Source organism: Citrobacter sp. Cpo090, from assembly GCF_030332665.1.
In the GTDB taxonomy this organism is placed as follows: Bacteria; Pseudomonadota; Gammaproteobacteria; order Enterobacterales; family Enterobacteriaceae; genus Citrobacter; species Citrobacter portucalensis.
Window position 1 is genome coordinate 1,047,104 of record NZ_JAOWHK010000025.1, and the last position, 20,270, is coordinate 1,067,373.

Sequence of the window (20,270 nt, forward strand, 5' to 3'; positions counted from 1 at the left end):
AAGAAGGAGAATAACCGGAGTTTATTCATGGGTCTGCATATTAATATAACCTCGACTAGACTTTCATGATGGTTATTTTTTTGGGGATGTACAGGTAGTACCTGTAGTTCTGTACTAACCAAATGCTGATGAACATTTAAGCCCAAAACTGAGTTCTCTTGAGTGATCTACTATTCCGAGTAATTATTTAGAATGACTGGGGCAGTACAACACTTTAAAATATCATATTTTCCGCAATAAATTCCTGATAATTTCGTCACTTTAGAATCCTTTGATAACAACAATAAATTCCGAACCCACATTAAAATACAGAAAGAAGCAATTCAATTATGTGACTCATCTATTCGACTCATTAGTGCAAAAATATGAAAAACACAATAAGGTTGAATTGTTCTTTATACACACGGCAATAAAGAAAGCTTGAGCTTGGACAGAGTCGAAAATCGCCAAAAACAAAAGGAGATTCATAATCTATAAAAAAAATTATTTACGCCGTCTTTTTTTCAATTTTGTATATATTAACTGAACGCCTGACGCATATTGTATCCTCCTTAGGTTTTGCTTCTCATTAATTTTGAAGCCAGCATTATAAGCACCTACGGCCTGCCATGAGTATCCCCAGCGCCTGAAAGCTATGGAAAGATAGTAAGCACCCGTATAAATATTCAAACAACTGTTATGGTAGAGTTTTTGAGGTGTAATACCTAACGTTGCCAAATGAGAGAAATTTTGTGAGTGAATTTGCATCATTCCTACAGCATATTCTTTTGATGATACAATATTCATGGCTTTGCCTCGCCACGAGGACTCTCGGAAAGCAATAGCACGTAGTAAATCTGGATCTATTCGATAATGTCTACCAGCACGATCAAAACAATCCTGAGACAAAGCAGAGAAAGAAATCAGCAGCAGACCCATAAAAAAAGTTGTTATCATCCCTGATAAACCCCGGCGCATTTTTACTCCTGTTGACTTGAAAATTGACTTAGATTATAGCCACTAAGCATGATAACCATCTGAAAATATTGAGGTTAGACATTGTAAATCTCAATAATCTATAATCGAACTGTGCGGCAAATTTATTGAAGTTAAGTGCAATAACCCTGGAATTAACCTAAGGCAAAACGTTATGGCTGTGGATACAATAAACTAGTGCACTCATCAAGACGATCCAGTGCACCGATGAGTTGTTGACTAGCCTCTTCTACATCATGCAACACTCGTTTCAACTCTTCGGGGATAAACGTTTTAAGCTTGCGTCTGAAAAGATTATTGCTGGTCTCATGAACAAGGTGATGACAGGCATCGAGTTCCCGAAAGCCAGGCAATGTACGAAAACGACGGAGACCTTCGCCATGTATCCATAGCCCTAAGGTGCACTCTCGTTCATCAGAAAGAATATTACTTTGTTGTTCTGTCAACAAAGCGATATACAACCTGTCACGCCATTGATAGTGCTGAACTTTAAGAAGTGCAAATAATAACTTGTCCGCCGCAAGAGCCAACCCAGACGCAACACGACTCAGGTTCTCCTGCGTAAAACCCGTTTGTTGGTACTGCTCACGTGCCAGCTTTAATAACTGGCTATGTTCAGTTTTGTAATTATCTTGCTGGGTATCTTTAGCAAGATAATTAACAAGCCGATACTGACGGTTTAAGACAAGGGTAAGCGACTGAGACTCTTCCCTACAGTGCGATGCCGAATGCAACATACTTTCGCGTAAGCGAAAACTCTTCTCTGATGTATAATGTACATGGGCAAATTTTGTTACGGCACTGGAACGAATATGCTCGAGGACAATGTCACGAAGTTCAGATGTAAACATGGAAAATTCCTTCATAGACTTCACTGAAAGCTTTTTCACTACCAGAAACTGGATAATAAATCCCTTTAAAAAATCACAATCAATTTATTTGTATAGCATGTATCATGCCAGTAACAAATCCGAAGTTAAAACCTGATTACAATTTCAAATAAATAACAGGCGCTGCGAACAACGCCCTTAGCTCAATCAGCCGTGTTAAATACTGTCAAAGAAATGGACTATCTGTTCCTGTACAAGTGCAGACCTTTTCTGGAAATTCCCCGTCAACTCACATTTCGCCGCATCTACACCATCAGCGATATACATATCAACAACTTCCTGCACGCAGCGATGGAAATTATGATGCAATTTCATTAGTTCCTGAAACTCAGACATACTACCATATTGGTTTTGACCAACGGTATGCAGCCACTGTCCTAACTCACATCTGTCATCCATCCCAAGTTCATTAAGATTGGTAACAGTATCGGTACCATTAATAATGGCAATTAACTTATCACGCCAGCGACAATGCGCATCCAGTGCCGATTTAACATTAAAACCGTGATTTTGAATATCGCCATCTGTATACATTAAAGAGATTAGATTAGCCTCGACATCAGAGATGTTACGCTTAAGCAAAGCAAGATTAGCACGCTCACGGCTTGCCACCAGGTAAATGAAAATATCTTTCATCCCCCGACAAGGATATAATAGTTGATATTCATCATCAGTCGTAATGAGTATATCCAGTACATCATCGTTAACTTCTAATAGTTTGATTGTCTTAAGCTCTGCCCGCATCACCCGTATAGAACAGTCGATAAGCGCATCACCATCCTTTAATAAACCGACAGAAGCCAGTTTCATCCCACTATTCATATCAACAAATGCGACATAACTAACTGAACTATCAGGGCGCAATTGTTCTAAAACATTGTCAAATTTGTTCATAAATCCAGGCTCCTTTATAAAACTTTTTGATGATGCAATTTCTTGCTTGACAAATAATCGACTCAAAAATTTTAAAATCATTATAATTGCCGTGAGCAGCCCTCGATTTATATATCCATAAACAAAAGATGCCGCTTAAATTATTAAGGCACGATCATATCTGATTTATTGATGAATTTTAAACCACCCGGTTCACTACTAAAAATACTGGTTATCGCATCCTTCAGAGCAGAGTAGTCAGTAGCAACAAAGGCACCATCCTCTCCAACACAGTTTCTCTTCCAGTCATTTATTATTGAATTGGTTTGAAAATCATTTACAATTGAGACAAAATAGATTTTAACTTCTTTAGTGTTTTTTGAGTTATTTTTTACACCATCCATGATTTTTTGACAAATTGCAGGTGTTCGAAATTTATATGCAACAGTTTCCTGCTCGCCATACTCTTCACCATCAGAGACAATAATAATAATTTTACGTGGATTATCTCCTTTAGCAACTTCTCGAGCTGCATAAAGCATCCCTGCGACTATATCAGTACCAGCTCCATCTTGCGGCCACATAGATTGAAACTGATCGAGCTCTGTTTTATCTGATGATAAACCTATAACATATGCGTTTTGTTTAACTCTACTAAGATACTTCCCATAATAATCATCAGGTCCATCATAGGGATAGCCCTGAGGTATAGACTGTGATGGCCCCCAGGCAGGAATTGGACCTTGTAAATTAAATCCTGTAAGGCACATCTTTTTGAAAGGATTACCTTTCCTGATGCTTGCAAAAGGCATAATAAAATGTCCCACAGTATCAGCACCAAATAGAAACGAATCATTTACCGTACCTGCATAGTCAATTGTGGTATCATTTGCAAAAGACTGACTGGTTGAATCATTAACAAGAGGTTCAAAATAATCTTGTATTATCTGGCTATAATTTTTTATTTCAGCGTAATTTAATGGTGAAACTGCACTTACTTCCTCCATCGCTTCACAGGATTCAGGATTTGAGTGGATATCAGAAGCATCAGCCATTGCGTCATAATCACTATTCACCTTGCAATATTTCTTATAATTACCAGTTGCTCTGGAAATCTCCCCTTTATAATATTGATAACGTCTTAGGTCAAGATATCCTCGTATAGTTTTCACCCCTTCGGATACATTATAACCCATTGATGTCCAGTCAATTTTCTTGTTAGACCAGAAAGCATGATCGATATCGTATTGATTTTTAAATTTGTAGGGAATAGCACATCCTATACGGTCCCCGCCAGCTTCATTTATTTCTTCACGCTTAATTGGAATCCCAATATCAAAAGGGATGATTGCAATTTTTGATTTAGCTTTTTCATTAACAATTTGTGTAGACAAATCATCAACAACATCCCGCAAAACCTGTATACGCAATTTCCTATCGGGCGTCATTCCCAGCATTGATCCCGAGAAGTCAACCGCGAAAGCAATGTCACTCTCAATATTTACTTCACCGATTATTTTACGCACAATACCATTATTTTCATCTGCAATAATAGGTACATCCTTATTAAATCCAGGCAATGCACTGCTGATTCCATCTATGATGGGGTGTGCAATTATTTTAGCGGTGGCCACATATTCAATAGAGTTAACTTTTGTCGAGTCATCAGGATCAACATCAATATTAGCTGAGACAGCAAGCGTTGATTCGTCAAGTTCATTACCCGGAATGTAATAGCTAATATAGCTTCTCACCAAATCTTTACCTTCTGTTTTTTCGGGTTCAGTGGTGAGATTAGAATTTGTGGAAGCGACAGCAAAACTTCCCTGAGATAATGCATCAGCTAGACGTGCCCTTTTAATTAAAAAGCGAGAACCATCAATACCTAACGCAAAGTTGCAATCAGCACAGGAAGAATGATAGCAAACATTATGGAGACACCCGCGTTACCATCCTGGGTAAAGTGGCGAATATTAAACTTATTATATATTTTCATCATCATCACCTGTATGCTTATCTTGGAATAACAATATTGCTTACAGAAATAGTGTCTGAAATAATCCCCGTACTGGACAGCGCATTCAAAAATAAACTATTTCTTCCTTTTGTACATAGCGTTACCTGATATAACGGCGCCCACTTTCCTTTATCTTCCGCTTCTTTCATCCACGGTGACATTTTATAAACCTCAGCGCTTCGGATATCAAATGCCCCTTTGCAATTTTGTTTCTCTACTGCGTTATTAATCGCAGCTATATAAATATCAATCGATTTAGTATTATCTTCAATTTTTCCTGTCTTTGTTGATGTATCAGAAAAATGTACAGTCTGCACCCTGACACTTACTGTTTCTTTGAGAGTGTCGGAACCAAGCAATAAATCCACTGTCTTTAGCAGATTTTTCGCATCTTCATAATCAACAACAAGATTATTGGCATACAATGTACTACGCTCTCTCAACATTGAGGACATAGAGTTACTCAGCCGGGCAAGTTTACTTTCGGCAGAAAAATGAAACGTAAAATCAATCAGCATAAGACCCAGCAATACAATGATGGGGAATATAAAAGCAAACTCAACCGAGGCACTTGCCTGGCTTTTATGCCAAAATAAGTACCTATGTTCTGTTGGGCTCTTGCACATACACTATATTCCGTTCAAAAATTGATGAAAAAAAACCGGTACCAAAGAAAAAAAAGACAGGTTGATAACTGTATCTAAATGAATATACTGACAAAAGATGGTCTGCTGTAGTTGTTCCCGTAACACAACTGTCTTTTAATATATCTGCAATATTTTTACAATGTTTAACTTTTACCGATATTTCGCTACCGCTGAAGAGTAAAGGCCAGTGGCTCGCATTATTTTTTATATTTTGTTCAAATGCAGTTGAGTGATCTGTCACAGTACTGTCCAGTGAGATGTATCGTCCGGACTCAGCCAGTACAACATCCAAAGCCGATGATAAATACATGACTCGACATAGCTCAATAATAAACAATATAGAGACAAGAAATGGAATGATGACCAATGAAAGCTCAACGGCGATCGCACCGTCTTCACCTCTCATTTTTTTAATTAGTCGTATGAAGTTGTGCAATCAAACCTCCTTAAAAGGTTAGTAAGTTAATTATGTAACCACAGCCTAATGCTATACCATAAGGTAGCGTTTTATATTTTCCATATAAGCGAGGAACAATGAGCATCAGGATAGCCATTACACCACCAATAACTGAAGTCAAAAAGAGGAATGCAGACAGATTTTCCCCTGGTATCGTAAGCGATAAAGCAAAACATAGTTTTGCATCACCTGCCCCCCATATATTAAACATGCTTAGAACAAATCCAATCACCAGGATTAGAGATGCTGAAATATAAGATACATTAATATCTGAAAACAAATTCAGAAATAGACTGACAGCAATGATAATCAACGACACACTGTTATATATTTTTCTGGTCTTAATATCAGTATAAATACCATAAAAAATTGCGCATACAATAATTGAATAACCAATACCTGTGACTACCATTACTTCTTCCCTTTACGAGGAAATCTTTTGCAATTCTTCTTCCCCATGACTTTAGGCTTTCCAACAATAACAGATACCGACTCTACCAGGACTTCATTTCTGCAGGCCAACTTCGGTACATTGATCAAATTCATATATTTTGTAACCGAATCAATAATCATGGTGATTCGGTCACAAAGAACAGGTGAATGGCCAATAAAATTAGATGTGATATCAGATTTTACCAATAATATAGCATATTCAATCAATTGTTCAGTTTGCTCAGGAGTATAGCCTCTGAGGGTACCAATCTTTTTCCATATATCCAGATTATCAGAAATCAAAGAATTATATGCCAGTATTTGCTCCTGAATTAATTCATCACGATTATCCAGCACAGGTTTTAACGGAATAAATTCGGAGATAATATCTGCGGCGACTAATTTCATTGAAAACCTGTAAACTAATACACTATTCATTTATTAAATCCTTTAATATCCGTTATTGAATCAACTCTTTAACTTCATCAACCAGCTTTTGCATCATCCACAATGCCTGCCCCAAAGAATCGATTTCTCCTGAAACGGCCATCAAAACAACATCCAGTTGATTACCAGAAATAAGATAAATAAAAACTGAACGTTTGCCATTATTCAGATATAAATATTGATACCCCGGAGCGCCAATCTCTCTCAATATGGCAGAACCAATAGACTGCAATGAACTCGACATTGCAGAAACTTTCCGAATAATATCTTCACCACCCCGGTCAAGAACAGAAGAAATCTCAAAACCATCTACTGTTGAAAGTACGAGATTCTGAATGTCCGGGAATTTATTAGCATAATTATTTAATGTTTTATCGATCTGTTCCTTAAGAGTTGCATAAACAAAGTTTTTATCGTTATCACTTATCTTCTCTTGCTTTTCATCAAGGGGTTGAAGAACAACTTCAGCTTCTGTCACTTGTTCCGTATGGTCTTCGACACCCGCATTTTTACTTTTATCTGAACTAACCGTAAACTTCAATGGGAAAGGAAGTGCATTCTTCATAACTACCTCCTGATTTGCTTTAATAAAACACTTAATACTGATATAACGGCATCTTTATTTCTGGCATCTATCCAGAGCATTGGAGATAAAATATTTTCTTTATAGATAGCCTCTTTTAAGATCGATAATGCCTCAAGACTTAGCAAATCACTTTTTACAACAGCAATAACTGTAGGAAGCATAATCCGCTCGCCATCAGAATTAGCAATACTTGTATAATAATGAATATCCTCAATAGCGCATTTGTCAGTTGCATCTATCATTAGAATCAGTCCAGAGCAACCTTGCTGAAGTATCTCCCAGGAAAAAGAAAAACGCGATTGCCCAGGAACACCGTATAATCGTAACCGACAGCACCCATTATGATCTTCCACAATAAGATCGCCATAGTCCAGACCTACTGTGGTTTCTTTTTTTTCGTCGGAAGCCATAAATGACATGGCTACATCCGTTGAAACCACATCAATCTGGCTGGCAGAATTTATGGCCGTCGTTTTTGCTGAGCCACTACGGCCAATAAATAAAACTTTATAATCATCCATATCTTTTATATTCAGTATAGGGTACGTGAAGCGAGTATTAAATTGATTCTACAGAAGATTCAACATCCATAACCTTACGACGAGCCAATGCCAGGTTACTTTCGCGTTTATCTAACACAAGGTAAATAAATACAGACTCTACTTTTTGTAAAGGGCGCAAAATATGATACTGTTTTTCCAGCGTAATCAGAATATCCTCAATTGTTTCATTCAAACCAAGGAGTTTGATTGTTTTGAGTTTTGCCTTCAACACATCGGTATTACCCGCAGCTGCGATCTCGATATCAATACCTGTGCCTGCATGACCTAAAATCATTCCATTACGCGTATCAACTACGGCAGCGCAAACTGCGCCATCAAGTTCCATTAGATTTTCAAGTGAATCACTTAACTTACTCATAAACAACTCCTACTTTGGTTTAACTATCCCCTGAGGGGATTAGAAAATAATATCTAATACTAATCGATTACTAGATATGGATGATTTTGGTGACATATAAGTTCTGACCTGCTTGACAACACGTTTGGCGCTGAATATCAGGTATAAGTCGTCGCCACGTTGCTGTACAGAAACATCATTCAGTGACTTTGTGTATTTTTTAATGTTGTCGGTAAGATCGTCCATTTTTTTGTTCGTTTTTATTTTTCTCAAAACAAACTCAACATGATTATCACGCCCACCCGCTACTTTCTCCCCCTTAATAAAGGAGGATGAAATAAACACTAAACGAACAAACTTGCCATGCTCGCCAATCACAATATTTTCTACCTGACCAGGGCTATCGGGCGCGGCAATGACAGTTTGTGGTATTGTATTTTTATATTCGCTCGTGGTTGAATTTTTCTGTTCATTTTTATTCAGGAGAGCTGAATTACTTTCCTGCACTTTATCGACAGTGCTTTGTGCTGAAACTAATGCTCCAGCGTCCTGTAATTTACGCTCTGGAATCGTAGTCATGATGCCATCAAGATCGGCAATTAAGCGCTGAGACGAGTCCTCAAGATTATTTTGTCTGATCAATATATCTGCCGTGCTATAGTCATTAAGCTTGACAAGGGTAAAAATCAGGTTGTGCACAATTTTAGGCGAATTATAACCTCTGGAATACAGAGGCATTAAGTAAGATCGAGCCAGATTGTAATCTTTTTCAACAATAGCGATCATTGCCAGATTATTATTTACAATATCCTCAGCAACAAACAGATTCCTGGCCTTTTCAAAGTTCACTTTGGCGTTTTCTAAATCGCCTAAATGTGCAAGAATAACACCTTTAAGATTGTAAGCCTCTCCCATTTTGGGGTTAATTTTCAGCGCTTCATCAATTTGTTTTAACGCAATTTCATTGTGGCCAAGAGTACTGTTATTTTGTGCCGATAATAATAAAGACTCGTCCGTAGGAGAGCTGCTTACCAGTTCCTTCAGGCAATTCTGAGAGGATTCATAATCTTCAATTTTATTGTACACCTCACAAAGTTTTAACCGAACTTCAGGCGTATCATTTTTACTGAGCTGTTCACGATAAAAGGCGATAAGCCCTTTATAGTTATTGACCTTTGTTAAAATAAACTCCCGTTCTTTATTATCAAGGTTAGTTTGTGAATTACACGCTACCAGTAACAAAGAAAGAACTACAGCGATTAACTTCCCCATATTGCCATCATCCTGATAAATCCGGGACCTGCAACGATTGCAAGAATCGGAAACATAATAAATAAAATCATTGGAGCTGCCATTTTTGCGGATAAACTGGCTACTTTTTCTTCAACAGATAAAAGCTGCATCTCACGCATCTCCTTCGATAACTCCACAAGCACAGTACTGATTGATGCCCCATATGTGATACTTTGTTGCAACGTGGTACAAAACATTCTCACTTCGGAACTGGGCACTTCCTCATACAATTGATCAAGCGCACTGACAATGCCACTGACCTCAATCTTAATAGCCGTTCTTTCTAACAAACTCGCTATATCGCTGTTGATAAATTGGATATTTTTAGAAATGTAAATTAAAGCATTTTCTATAGTCATCCCAGATTGAACACATATTGACATAATATCTATGACATATGGCAGGTCGACATTTATTTTTTTTGTCTTTTTTTGCATTACGTAGTTCTTAATTCTTGGCGGAATAAGAATAACCAGAACTAATGCCACACCAATAATTATACCCTGCGTTTGTTTATCATATTTCAGCACCCCCAAAGCATTGAGAATAAAAATCAGCAAGGAAAAACCGATTACAATACCAAATTTCAGGAAAACATTAGAATCTAAAAAATCAAAAAAAGTGACTGTCTTACTTGTTTTTCGATAGATCTTCTCAATATTAGAGACCAACTCTTCATCCCTAACAGCAAATTTGTTTTGCCTTCCTAATACTGCGGAAATTTTTTTCGTTTGCTTGTTCTTAGTCAGCAAATGAAAAAGGAAAAAGAGCAAAGAAATCACAAAAAAGTACAGGACATATAATAACATTTGTTATGTCTCCATAATTTTAAACAGCTTTATTCATCATATTCCATATGATAGCAAGGCCAATGCAAACACTACCTACTGCATAATATAAAATATATTGTCCAGATTCATTATTTATCAAAATATCAAAATTTTCAGGACTTAAAAAATTCAAAACAAAAACAAAACCAACAGGGATCATAGCCAGAACTTTGACTGACATTCTGGCTTCAGATGTCATCGTCAGTTTCTTACGATCGGTGATTTTTGCATCTGATATCTGCTTAGCCAGACGAGTCATTACCTCCCTGACCTGTCCCCCGCCGTTGATGTTTATAATGACAGCAAGAATAAAGAAGTAATACTCACGGTATGGCAGACGCTCATATGAATCCATCAGAACAACATTCACATCCTCACCAATGCTAAGTCTTCGGGATATAACTTTAAATTCTGGCCCAACAATTTCCCCACTTAATTTATTACCACACTGCGTTATTCCCACCACTATCGAATTCCCAGAGCTAATGGAGCTATTAATAATATTAAGTGCCTCGGAAAACTCAATTTCGAATAATGTACGCTGCTTCTTCTGGCTTATTCTGTAATTAAAATAAGTCAGTAATATCAGTAACACTAATAATGCTATAAAAATGTTAAACTTTAAAAAAGAAAAGTTTATATAAATCCCGGCAAAAAACAGCCCCAAAAACAGTAATGCGTCTTTGGGTTTCATATTCCGATACGTTGATTTTACACTTCTGACGTCGCCAGTTATAACTTGTTTTAGCTGTTCAAAGAAATGACTGCTCCAGTTATTTTTCCTGGTTGCGATACGGAAACGTTGTTGTCCACCATCCAGTTTTTTTACTTTTTTGTAATAAATAAGTACAGCAAGAAAATTCACTGTTCCAAGAACTACAAGTATAATAAAAAAAATTGTCATTGGATCTGACTCCCAAACAGCTCGTTCAAGGCATCGGTCATGCCATAGATAACGCCCTGGCGATAAACAACAGAGCGCTTCAGAAGGCCATTAAATTTATACACTCCCTGAATCCTGCCGTTGATATCTCTCTGAGATGAAGCTTCAAAAGTGAAGATGTCCTGGATAATAATATTTTCTCCTTCCATACCCATTACCTCTGAAATATTCATGACCTTTCGCGAACCATCCGGCATACGTGAAACCTGAATAATCAGATGTATTGCTGAAGAAATATTTCTTCTGATAGCCATCAAAGGTAATGATGCACTTGCCATCATCACCATACTTTCCAGACGCGCAATAGCATCACGTGGCGAGTTGGCATGCAGAGTTGACATAGAACCATCGTGGCCGGTGTTCATCGCCTGAAGCATCTCAAATGCCTCCTCACCGCGACACTCGCCGACAATAATACGATCGGGACGCATACGAAGTGAGTTTATGACCAGTGAACGCATCGGGATCATCCCCTGTTGCTCTGCACCGGCCATGCGAGTTTCCATACGTACCACATGAGGCTTAATCAGGCGAAGTTCCGCTGCGTCTTCCAGAGTGATAATACGTTCTGTCTCACCAATATACTGCGATAAGGCGTTCAGTAATGTTGTTTTACCCGAACCAGTACCACCGGATATAATAATATTAACCTTGCAACTGGCAGCAATAACCAGGAAGTTGGCCATCATTTCATCCATACTTCCATAATTGATCAGATCACCCAGTGTTTTCTTGCCTTTACCAAATTTACGGATGGATATCGATGTACCATCCAGGGTTATTGGCGCAATAACAACGTTTAAGCGACTACCATCAGGTAAACGGGCATCCACCAGCGGCTGTGAGTCATCAACACGTCGCCCAACCTTAGAAACCAGACGCCGGGCAATCTCCGTTAACTGCTGGTTACTGAGAAAAAATGTTTCAACTTTCTCCAGGCGTCCGCTACGTTCGACAAAAATCTGCTCTGGTCCGTTAACGAGAATATCGCTGACGGAATCATCTTCCATTAAATCCCGTAACGGGCCATAGCCGGAAATTTCATCAGCCACAAGTTTGATAAGATCCAGCCGAAGCTGGGTTGATAAATATTGACCTATCTCAGCAGATACGCGTTGTAAAACATCACTTATCTCTGTTTCCAGAGCTGCTCTATCATCCTTGATCGCATCAACACGATCCAGGTCCAGTTTCTTAAGGATATTTTCCCTGAATATCCTTAATGATGATAGTTCATTAGGTCCCATTTAGCTTCTGCAGCCTCTATTTTTTACTGAATCGATTTATAATGTCTGACAAGTCAAATATTTTTTTATTTTTTTTCAATTCTACTTTCTCACGACCCAGAATCGCTGCCGATAGCTGGAGCGCACTCTGCGAGAAATTATCATTTTCTTTCCTGCTTTGAAAATGTGGCAGTATTGTACAAATTTCTTTGCCTAAATAATCGGTGATATCTTCATTCGAGAATTTCTGTTTATTATCAGCGATATTATATTCATTAATGCTGATTATAATTTTGCGCTTAACCGCATCATTCTTTTGTCGCTCAAATCTTGCATACTCATCCAGAACTCTTTTAGCTGTTCTAAATGAAGAAAAATTTCTCCCAAGAACTAAAACTATAGTGTTTGAGTTTTTAAATACCAACTCCAGATTTTCTGCTGAAATTGCGCAAGTATTATGGTCAAACAAGGCAATATTAAAGTGATTAAACACCGGGTCGCTGTAGTTTAAAACCTCATTGACTGATTCCATTTTAACAGAGCGGTTATCCGCAATTTTTTGCACTTTACTGTCTGAAGCGTCTATTTCATTGCCAGAAATTAAGTCGAAATCTTTACTACCAGTCGCACCCTGTACCAGGAGACAGGGTGCTGTCGTAAAATTATTCAGTGCCATCAACACTTCGTTGCTTATCGTGGAGGTGCCACACCCCCCCTTACACCCCAGAATACTGATGCGCAGCGTGGATTTATCGGCAATTTGTACCTGCGATTTTAATATAACCCCCGGTAATTCGTTTATCTGAGTATCGATATACAGATATTTGCTACCGTTCTTTTCAAGAGCTTTCGCAAACGCGATAGAGTCGGTATTACCAATCAGAATAAAATAGACATCGTAAGGAACAATTAAAGAGGTAACCTCATTAATTACATTGATATCATTCTCATCTTCAATATCAAGGATCATCCAGCCAGCGTCTTTGGTGTCCTGATCGTCAAGGTATTCATTAACTACCACCTCTCTTTGCACAATATTACTGACATTGTGCATCGCGAGTGTATTTTTAACATCAACATGTATCTTTTTGTTCCGGGAAACTAAAACCACTTTGCTTCTGTCAAGAACTACCCGATTATTATCTTCTTTAATTTCTGACTCAGTTGCCGTGCTAAACAATCTCATAATTATTCTCTCCTATTTAGCAAAGCCAACCTGATCGAGAAACTGTGCAGTTTCATTATTCAAACGATCGCTACGTGTCTTTTCATCAACACCGGTATTAAAGAACAATCTTGTGGATGATGTTTTGTTAAACTTCGGTAAAGCTATTTTTTCACCAGAGGACATTGGCTTCACCAGATTGACCGTTGCAAAGACAACTAATTCAGTCTTACTACGTTCACTTCCCGCACGACGCCCCAACGCCCCCAAAATGGGGATATCTCCAATGAAGGGAACCTTGGTCAACGTTTCGAGATCGGATTCATTCAACAGACCACCAATTGCAAAACTGTCCCCGTCACCTAACTCAATCGTTGAATTCGATTTACGCGTTTTCAGCGTTGGTATCTGGTAGGTATTGTAAGCATAAGTGCCCGTTACGCTACTAACCTCGTTGGAGATAAAAAGTTTTATTTTATTTCTTCTTTCAACTTTTGCCGCAATATTTAGACGAATACCGTATTCTTTGTAAGTGACTGTCGTCGCATCACGGTCCTGCATCAGGATTGGTATTTCTCCACCAACGAGAAAGTTAGCTGACTCTCCAGATAATACCGTGAGATTTGGTTGTGCAAGTACGCGTGCAATTTTATCGTTATGTACTGCATTAATCAGTGTACTGATATTTCTGGCATCAAATCCGTTTTTGAAACCTAACAGATTGAAAGTGCCGGCTGCATTTGCCGTCGTCCCTCCCCCCATCATACTGTCGAGCGTTAAACTACTCCATTCAATCCCAAGGTTATCAGTAAATTCTTTTGTAACCTCTACGACAGTCAGTTTGACATTGACCTGGTTGGATGACGGCAATTCTATGCGATTGATAATATTGTCATAGGTTTTGTAGCTGACAAAGGGGATCTTGTCACTTTTAACCATCATATTACTGCCACCCACACCGTTGCTGCTGGTATCGTCTGCCTCTACCTTTTTCTCTTCCCCTGAGGTTCCGACTAAACTACCAACCAGCTGATACACACCATCTTTGATTTCTTCACTCGGTGCTGTACCTGATAATATATAGGAGGCCTTGCCACCATTATCGTTAAAACGTTTGATAATAACGTTACTACCTGGATACTCCTGTCTGATACGCTGAGAGAGCTCCGGTAACAAGGGGTCGACGCCTAAACTGACGTTATAAATAATTTTTGAATTCGCACCATAAACCGAAATCTCAGCAGTACCGACTTTTTTTCCATAAAAAACCACCGCTTTATTACTAATGACTTTATAGTCAGCAATTTCCGGTGATGAAATAAAAACAGTTTTAATAGGTTCACTGGTTTTAATCTGTTTCGACATACCAGGTTTTATATACATTTGTTCCGCAAGGCTTATGGTGCTTATAATAAGTGTCGAGAGCAGTAAGCATGCTTGCCATAAAAAAGTAGTCAGACGCATTAGATTATCCTTTTTCAATTTTCCAGAACTATCACTTCTGTTAAGCGCTTATCCGCGTAACTCAGTTACACCATCCCTTACAGGAGCCTCATTCAACCCCGGTGCAGGATAATTGCCTTCTGGTAAGTAAGGGGCATCATCTACCCAGTTACTCTCTGGTAGCAGCAACAAACTATCCAGTGTCAGTTCTTGCTGATCTTTATCGCTTGCCGGGAATAATGCTAACTTCGTTCCTGTTTCCAGCGCTTTCAGGATCTTCACATCATCATTATTGAGTTCCACAATTACCTGACTACCTTCGGCGATCGTATAAATGCCATCCTTTTCCTTACGCTTTGCTTTGTTAATTGCCAGGACACGTTTATTCGTAATCACCTTTTTCAGGCTGCGCCCAGTGACGGAAGTAGGAGGTGAAACAATACTTTCTTTCATATCACGCCCCATTTCACGACCATATATCAGATAAATATCCACCCCGGTGCCAGTCTTCACATTGTCGAGAAGATAATTTTCATTACTTTGCAAGGTAAATGTATAAACGACATTTCCCGGCAACAGAAAAAGTTCAAAATACTCAGTAGTACCTGGCTTGGCAACATCATTCAGCGTAATCATTGCGTCCTTGCTAAGATCCGACTTCAGTGCCCAGCCAGTGATGTTTTCCAGTCCATCAATCGCTTTTTTCTCTGCGGCGGTGACTTCATTTTCTTTTTTCCGGACCGAAGTAATACGATAATCTGTAGCGGTTAAAATTTGGCCCCGGGTCAAATCTTTGATAGCTTCAATACGCTGCACTTCAATCGTTGGTTCATCTTGTTTAACTTGAGTTACTGGCTGGACATCCGTGTCCGGCGCATTATTGCTGAAAATAAAGATACCGACAATACCGACTAAAATCATCAAAATATAGATAATGACGAGTTTCCGCTTCATTCTAATCCCTTAATGCCTAAATAATTAAAAACCTTTCTTAAAAAGAAAGTTTAGTCAAATATTCTCAGTATTATTAATAGCTATTTATAAGAATTTTATGGGGTTCCCATCAGTGTTTTGAGTTTAGCCTCTAAGTCTGTAAAAGTATTCTTCAACATTGACTGTACAGGTCCACTAGTACCAAAGATAAACAAAACCACTGCAGCAACACCAGCCACCACAATTGCATATTCTACAGCGGTTACGCCTTCTTCTTTTTTGAAAAAGTCTTTTAAGCTATTTTTAATGTATACGTCGGCACCACAATATGCCTTGAGTAAGGTATTATTTAACATATTTTTCTTCCTTTGAAAGAAATTAATAAAATCAGCAAGAGCTTGCCCTTCTGCTGTTCACTACAATCAGTCTTAAACAACTGAGACTTTCTTCAAAATTACTACTTTCCCCTGCAACCTTTTTAACAACTATTTAATTTGCCATCTGCTTTTGATTGATATCGGGTAAAGAAGTATCCTTTTCTCACGCGGATAAAGAAGTCATTATTGCCGTGTAAGTTATCAGTTTTAATCCTTGCACTCTGTTACCATACTTTATTCGGTTCATGGCTACCGCACGGATTTTGTATTTCACAGAATCCAATCACTTACTTTCTGAATAACAGGTACAGTCATCCCTGACAAAAATGCCTTTTAAATATTCTTAATAACTAGCGATAAAATGAAAATTCAATTTTATCAACATGTTATTATAATGCCATCCATCTTAAATTAATGATTTCAGCCCTGTTATCCCGAGCTGCATTCGAGCTCGTCCTGAACATATGGATATATCCGTAACACAATCTGGTTTACGTCCTGTAGCCTGCGGTATTTCACCGACAAATGACTCTGGGATACACCATTGCGTTCACATGCTTCCCGCCGAGATACCCCATTGACCAGTACTTCTTCCAGCGCCAACACCATTCGTGGATTGCTGATGCTGCACAACACCAGCAGCAATCGCAAATGACGAATATCCACCATCCCTGGTTGTAAATTGCCCGGAATGGAATAACGCCTCTGATAGTGTTCATTACGCATCAGCATCCCCATAATCCTCTAACCCTGTATCCCATGCTTTAATGAACCACTGGTGACTAAGCGACAACTCTCATCTGGCATGTCACCGGGCGGTCTAATGGCACTGGCCCCTCTTTCAAAGATAATGAGGCAATAAAGTCCCGCGGATGACCGGAAATTCTTAGTTCCTGTATGATCCGACTGCGATAGTGATATACCAATTTATCGCTGCGGTTCAGACGCTTACCCACCTCATGTGCAGAAATCCCACGTGACAACCACTCAGTCGCAACCTGCGCGCAGATCCCCGAACCAATTCTTTCTGTCAGACGACCGCACAACCATTGTTCCACACGATTAAGAAGCTGTGCATCACTCATTCGTCCCGGACATTCTGTTGAACAGGCAGCGGAACTATATGCACCTGCAAATCGGAGATCTGTCAGGCAGGAATCGATCAGCACATCCGGATATCCGGCCATCAGGCTGTCATATTCTCGTAACCAAATATTACCAAACCAAGAGGCAACAGCCCGGTCAGAGAATAATATTCTTGACTGGGTGATAACCACCGGCAATGCCGGATGCAAGTGGCGAATATGGCATAGTAGACCAACAAAATCCCTGGGAGGAATATCCAGAACAATAATATCTGGAACGTCAGAACTTTTTTCACTTAAACGAGAAAATAAAGTTCTAAGATCCCCCGTAGTCTCTATAAAAATCTCTTTACCATCAGCAGAATGCCCACACAGATATTTCAATGCGACTGTTTTTGCCCACTCCATAGAATAAACGATCACATGTTGCAGACCTTTTGATGTTTTCTCAGCACACATTCAAAGCAACCTCCTGTTGTCATGTGGAAAAAGCTGACAGGCCAATTCTTTGTTACAAACATTCTTAAACAAATATTTAATAGGTAAAAATCAATAAAATCGATCGATAAGATATTGAAAATTAATCAACAATTAAAAAACATCAGTCATGTACTCAGATGTTAAATTTAAAATAAGTGATATTTACATTATTTAATTACTCGTTAAAAATCATATAATTCATGCAATTAAAAATGATGATTACATAAATTATATAATTTATATAAAATAAACAAAAATAATGATTACAATAAGTTAAGTTATGCTGAAACTCATACTGTTAATTGAATTCTCAATCATTACAATCAGAACTAATTAATTAAACTAATGTATAAATCATAACATCCATTTCGTTGATTTCTTAACTTTGACCTTTTTCAGACAATTTCAAACGGTAAGACAGTTCAATGAAGTAAGATTACTTCCAGGTCATGTGATGAGATACTTAAAATTAAGACAAAATAGTTACAAGGAAGAGAAAATTACTGAGTTTCTGTACGTCATAGAGGCAGATATAAGGGGAATGTCGACAGAGCAGCGGCTTGCTGAACGTCAGCGAAAAACGAAACCGCTGTTGAAATCCCTGGAAAGCTGGCTGTGTGTAAAGATGAAGACCCTGTCGCGACACTTGGAGCTGACAAAAGCGTTATCGTACGCACTTAACCAGTGGCCGACACTTACGTACTATGCGGACGATGGCTGGACCGAAGCAGACAACAACATTGCTGAAAATGCCCTGTGGACGGTCAGTCTGGGTCGTAAAAATTACTGTTCTTCGGCTCTGACCATGGTGGTGAGCGGGGGGCACAGCTGTACAGCCTGATCGGAACGTGCAAACTGAACAGCGTGGATCCAGAAGGCTACCTCCGCTATGTGCATGAAGTCATCGCCGACTGGCCAGTCAACCGGGTCAGCGAAATGCTACCCTGGCGCATCACACCGCCAACTGAATAACACATCCCCTTCAATACGGCCCTCGGTGTATGCTTATAATGAGCAGGCAAAAATTATACATTTAAAAAATCGATCGATAAGTTCTTATTTTTAAAAGATAAAATGGTAAATATTGATGGTTTGGTGAGATATGAATTTATAGAAAAATCATAAATGAATTTTGATACAACACGTTATGAATGACATTTCATATATTTATTATATTTACGTAAATGTCATAATTACCATTAAATACAATGAATTAAAAAATCAATACCTGATACTTACTCTTCTCATTACCGTCACTGCCATTTCGTGAATACATCTAAATAAATGAAATTAAGTAAATGAAAATCATATAGTAATTTGATTTAAAAAAATAAAATCAAGCCAGATATCCGATTCAGTCTGGATAATCTCCGGCTTCTAAAAAATTGCAGATGGGCACGCCACCCGGAAAGCATTCAGGTCAAAGGCAAAAGCGCCCCACCGCAGGAGACACGGCCTGTACAAATATTCCGCAGCTGTAACGAACCCAGAGTGATATGAACGGAAGTGCTACATTTTTAGATAGGGGCTTAATGACAGGAGGCTTTTGAATTTGTCCCGCGAAGGACTAGTTTTGGTAGGCTGTACTTTTCGTAACAGCAAGAAGTATCCATTTACCCGTCAGCGAAATAGTGACAAAAAATCCCCCCTTAGTGAAACAACCGTCAGGGACCTAGCCCTTGCTTAACCACTGGTTCGCCAATGTCAGGGAAGTTGTAGTGATAAGTGTTAGTACGTTACCGTCAGAATACAGGCTGATGTGGTAACCATATGCGATACCAGTAGCGCCAGATAAACATAAGATTCTGGTGAAACCGGATTCCAACAGCCTGTACCAGCAAGTTATGAAAATTTCGCAAAATGAATATCTGACTAAACTATGTTTTACGTAAGATACATAACTCATTCAAATTCCATTTTGAATTTCAAAACACATTGTCGTCGCAAGCCGTATCAGTGACGAATCTTACCGCCCCTGACTCTGGAACGTTAAAATGCAATTATGTCCTGGTTCATTTACATCTCAACAGTTTGACCTCTTCATCGCCTTATCTTCCATCAGAAGCAAAAGCGCCATTTCTGCTCTGAAGGACTATTTTGTCTGTGGATATAATCGGCGTACCGTATGTGCAACACATGGTATCTCACAGGGATATCTGTCACTTAAGATTAAGGAATGTCGCTTGTTGAGTAAAAAACTGCATGCTTTCTTATCTGCTGTCTCACCCACATTCAAGGAACAAGAGATAAATTGAACCAATCTACAAAGGG

General features: G+C 38.7%; 22 protein-coding genes and 1 pseudogene. 2 read left to right on the forward strand and 21 right to left on the reverse strand.

The genetic code is table 11. The features are described 5' to 3' along the window. Positions 1 to 483: 483 nt before the first annotated feature. From OGY83_RS07805 to OGY83_RS07905, 21 genes are all read right to left on the reverse strand, one after another. Complete coding sequence (locus OGY83_RS07805) at positions 484 to 936, reverse strand: transglycosylase SLT domain-containing protein (protein WP_502873097.1); 453 nt, start codon at positions 934 to 936, stop codon at positions 484 to 486. A gap of 191 nt (positions 937 to 1,127) precedes the next feature. After that, positions 1,128 to 1,826, reverse strand: coding sequence for a CZB domain-containing protein (locus OGY83_RS07810; RefSeq protein ID WP_286635626.1), 699 nt, complete (start codon positions 1,824 to 1,826; stop codon positions 1,128 to 1,130). A gap of 195 nt (positions 1,827 to 2,021) precedes the next feature. Continuing rightward, a complete protein-coding gene (locus OGY83_RS07815) occupies positions 2,022 to 2,840 on the reverse strand; it encodes a CZB domain-containing protein (protein WP_286635627.1) in 819 nt (272 codons plus the stop codon). A 62-nt stretch (positions 2,841 to 2,902) separates the two neighbouring features. Continuing rightward, the gene (locus OGY83_RS07820) at positions 2,903 to 4,492 is read right to left on the reverse strand and encodes a vWA domain-containing protein (RefSeq protein ID WP_286635628.1); all 1,590 of its coding nucleotides are present in this window, start codon (positions 4,490 to 4,492) and stop codon (positions 2,903 to 2,905) included. 259 nt (positions 4,493 to 4,751) lie between these two features. Beyond that, on the reverse strand, positions 4,752 to 5,381 hold the full coding sequence (gene tadF / locus OGY83_RS07825; protein WP_286635629.1) for a tight adherence pilus pseudopilin TadF: 630 nt from the start codon (positions 5,379 to 5,381) through the stop codon (positions 4,752 to 4,754). After that, positions 5,356 to 5,838 (reverse strand): TadE/TadG family type IV pilus assembly protein, encoded by a 483-nt coding sequence (locus OGY83_RS07830; RefSeq protein ID WP_286635630.1) that lies wholly within the window; start codon positions 5,836 to 5,838, stop codon positions 5,356 to 5,358. The genes tadF and OGY83_RS07830 overlap by 26 nt, the downstream gene beginning before the upstream one ends. Before the next feature lie 10 nt (positions 5,839 to 5,848). After that, positions 5,849 to 6,271 (reverse strand): A24 family peptidase, encoded by a 423-nt coding sequence (locus OGY83_RS07835; protein ID WP_286635631.1) that lies wholly within the window; start codon positions 6,269 to 6,271, stop codon positions 5,849 to 5,851. After that, positions 6,271 to 6,699 (reverse strand): hypothetical protein, encoded by a 429-nt coding sequence (locus OGY83_RS07840; protein WP_286635632.1) that lies wholly within the window; start codon positions 6,697 to 6,699, stop codon positions 6,271 to 6,273. The genes OGY83_RS07835 and OGY83_RS07840 overlap by 1 nt, the downstream gene beginning before the upstream one ends. 52 nt (positions 6,700 to 6,751) lie before the next feature. Continuing rightward, entirely contained in the window at positions 6,752 to 7,303 is a 552-nt protein-coding gene (locus OGY83_RS07845; RefSeq protein ID WP_286635633.1) for a roadblock/LC7 domain-containing protein, read from the reverse strand. A gap of 2 nt (positions 7,304 to 7,305) precedes the next feature. Then, a complete protein-coding gene (locus OGY83_RS07850) occupies positions 7,306 to 7,845 on the reverse strand; it encodes a GTP-binding protein (protein WP_286635634.1) in 540 nt (179 codons plus the stop codon). 37 nt (positions 7,846 to 7,882) lie between these two features. Further along, positions 7,883 to 8,245 (reverse strand): hypothetical protein, encoded by a 363-nt coding sequence (locus OGY83_RS07855; protein ID WP_286635635.1) that lies wholly within the window; start codon positions 8,243 to 8,245, stop codon positions 7,883 to 7,885. A gap of 39 nt (positions 8,246 to 8,284) precedes the next feature. Then, positions 8,285 to 9,496: a tetratricopeptide repeat protein gene (locus OGY83_RS07860; RefSeq protein ID WP_286635636.1), complete on the reverse strand. Its 1,212-nt coding sequence runs from the start codon at positions 9,494 to 9,496 to the stop codon at positions 8,285 to 8,287. Further along, complete coding sequence (locus OGY83_RS07865; protein ID WP_286635637.1) at positions 9,484 to 10,326, reverse strand: type II secretion system F family protein; 843 nt, start codon at positions 10,324 to 10,326, stop codon at positions 9,484 to 9,486. The genes OGY83_RS07860 and OGY83_RS07865 overlap by 13 nt, the downstream gene beginning before the upstream one ends. Before the next feature lie 19 nt (positions 10,327 to 10,345). Then, entirely contained in the window at positions 10,346 to 11,251 is a 906-nt protein-coding gene (locus OGY83_RS07870) for a type II secretion system F family protein (protein WP_286635638.1), read from the reverse strand. Continuing rightward, positions 11,248 to 12,537, reverse strand: a complete 1,290-nt coding sequence (locus tag OGY83_RS07875; RefSeq protein WP_286635639.1) for a TadA family conjugal transfer-associated ATPase — start codon at positions 12,535 to 12,537, stop codon at positions 11,248 to 11,250. The genes OGY83_RS07870 and OGY83_RS07875 overlap by 4 nt, the downstream gene beginning before the upstream one ends. A gap of 16 nt (positions 12,538 to 12,553) precedes the next feature. Beyond that, a complete protein-coding gene (locus OGY83_RS07880) occupies positions 12,554 to 13,702 on the reverse strand; it encodes a CpaE/TadZ family protein (protein ID WP_286635640.1) in 1,149 nt (382 codons plus the stop codon). Between the two features lie 12 nt (positions 13,703 to 13,714). Next, positions 13,715 to 15,145, reverse strand: a complete 1,431-nt coding sequence (locus OGY83_RS07885) for a type II and III secretion system protein family protein (RefSeq protein WP_286635641.1) — start codon at positions 15,143 to 15,145, stop codon at positions 13,715 to 13,717. Between the two features lie 48 nt (positions 15,146 to 15,193). Further along, positions 15,194 to 16,078: an SAF domain-containing protein gene (locus OGY83_RS07890; RefSeq protein WP_286635642.1), complete on the reverse strand. Its 885-nt coding sequence runs from the start codon at positions 16,076 to 16,078 to the stop codon at positions 15,194 to 15,196. 95 nt (positions 16,079 to 16,173) lie between these two features. Further along, on the reverse strand, positions 16,174 to 16,413 hold the full coding sequence (locus OGY83_RS07895) for a Flp family type IVb pilin (RefSeq protein ID WP_286635643.1): 240 nt from the start codon (positions 16,411 to 16,413) through the stop codon (positions 16,174 to 16,176). A gap of 450 nt (positions 16,414 to 16,863) precedes the next feature. After that, a complete protein-coding gene (locus tag OGY83_RS07900; protein WP_286635644.1) occupies positions 16,864 to 17,166 on the reverse strand; it encodes a PapB/FocB family fimbrial expression transcriptional regulator in 303 nt (100 codons plus the stop codon). Positions 17,167 to 17,216: 50 nt separating this feature from the next. Continuing rightward, on the reverse strand, positions 17,217 to 17,978 hold the full coding sequence (locus OGY83_RS07905; RefSeq protein ID WP_286635645.1) for a hypothetical protein: 762 nt from the start codon (positions 17,976 to 17,978) through the stop codon (positions 17,217 to 17,219). Positions 17,979 to 18,510: 532 nt separating this feature from the next. Here OGY83_RS07905 and OGY83_RS07910 point away from each other — a divergent pair. Then, a pseudogene (locus OGY83_RS07910) lies at positions 18,511 to 18,971 on the forward strand (IS66 family transposase); the annotation flags it as partial. 1,022 nt (positions 18,972 to 19,993) lie between these two features. Continuing rightward, on the forward strand, positions 19,994 to 20,254 hold the full coding sequence (locus OGY83_RS25180) for a PapB/FocB family fimbrial expression transcriptional regulator (protein WP_353622043.1): 261 nt from the start codon (positions 19,994 to 19,996) through the stop codon (positions 20,252 to 20,254). The last annotated feature ends 16 nt before the right edge of the window (positions 20,255 to 20,270 follow it).

Bases quoted from the DNA above. Each gene is read 5' to 3' on its own strand.
- OGY83_RS07845 (WP_286635633.1), bottom strand. From the start codon at position 7,303: ATGAAGAATGCACTTCCTTTCCCATTGAAGTTTACGGTTAGTTCAGAT.
- OGY83_RS07890 (WP_286635642.1), bottom strand. From the start codon at position 16,078: ATGAAGCGGAAACTCGTCATTATCTATATTTTGATGATTTTAGTCGGT.
- OGY83_RS07840 (WP_286635632.1), bottom strand. From the start codon at position 6,699: ATGAAATTAGTCGCCGCAGATATTATCTCCGAATTTATTCCGTTAAAA.
- OGY83_RS07850 (WP_286635634.1), bottom strand. From the start codon at position 7,845: ATGGATGATTATAAAGTTTTATTTATTGGCCGTAGTGGCTCAGCAAAA.
- OGY83_RS07805 (WP_502873097.1), bottom strand. From the start codon at position 936: ATGATAACAACTTTTTTTATGGGTCTGCTGCTGATTTCTTTCTCTGCT.
- OGY83_RS07815 (WP_286635627.1), bottom strand. From the start codon at position 2,840: ATGATTTTAAAATTTTTGAGTCGATTATTTGTCAAGCAAGAAATTGCA.
- OGY83_RS07835 (WP_286635631.1), bottom strand. From the start codon at position 6,271: ATGGTAGTCACAGGTATTGGTTATTCAATTATTGTATGCGCAATTTTT.
- OGY83_RS07880 (WP_286635640.1), bottom strand. From the start codon at position 13,702: ATGAGATTGTTTAGCACGGCAACTGAGTCAGAAATTAAAGAAGATAAT.
- OGY83_RS07875 (WP_286635639.1), bottom strand. From the start codon at position 12,537: ATGGGACCTAATGAACTATCATCATTAAGGATATTCAGGGAAAATATC.
- OGY83_RS07905 (WP_286635645.1), bottom strand. From the start codon at position 17,978: ATGTGTGCTGAGAAAACATCAAAAGGTCTGCAACATGTGATCGTTTAT.
- OGY83_RS07870 (WP_286635638.1), bottom strand. From the start codon at position 11,251: ATGACAATTTTTTTTATTATACTTGTAGTTCTTGGAACAGTGAATTTT.
- OGY83_RS07860 (WP_286635636.1), bottom strand. From the start codon at position 9,496: ATGGGGAAGTTAATCGCTGTAGTTCTTTCTTTGTTACTGGTAGCGTGT.
- OGY83_RS07810 (WP_286635626.1), bottom strand. From the start codon at position 1,826: ATGTTTACATCTGAACTTCGTGACATTGTCCTCGAGCATATTCGTTCC.
- OGY83_RS07895 (WP_286635643.1), bottom strand. From the start codon at position 16,413: ATGTTAAATAATACCTTACTCAAGGCATATTGTGGTGCCGACGTATAC.
- OGY83_RS07855 (WP_286635635.1), bottom strand. From the start codon at position 8,245: ATGAGTAAGTTAAGTGATTCACTTGAAAATCTAATGGAACTTGATGGC.
- OGY83_RS07865 (WP_286635637.1), bottom strand. From the start codon at position 10,326: ATGTTATTATATGTCCTGTACTTTTTTGTGATTTCTTTGCTCTTTTTC.
- tadF (WP_286635629.1), bottom strand. From the start codon at position 5,381: ATGTGCAAGAGCCCAACAGAACATAGGTACTTATTTTGGCATAAAAGC.
- OGY83_RS25180 (WP_353622043.1), top strand. From the start codon at position 19,994: ATGCAATTATGTCCTGGTTCATTTACATCTCAACAGTTTGACCTCTTC.
- OGY83_RS07900 (WP_286635644.1), bottom strand. From the start codon at position 17,166: ATGCTGATGCGTAATGAACACTATCAGAGGCGTTATTCCATTCCGGGC.
- OGY83_RS07885 (WP_286635641.1), bottom strand. From the start codon at position 15,145: ATGCGTCTGACTACTTTTTTATGGCAAGCATGCTTACTGCTCTCGACA.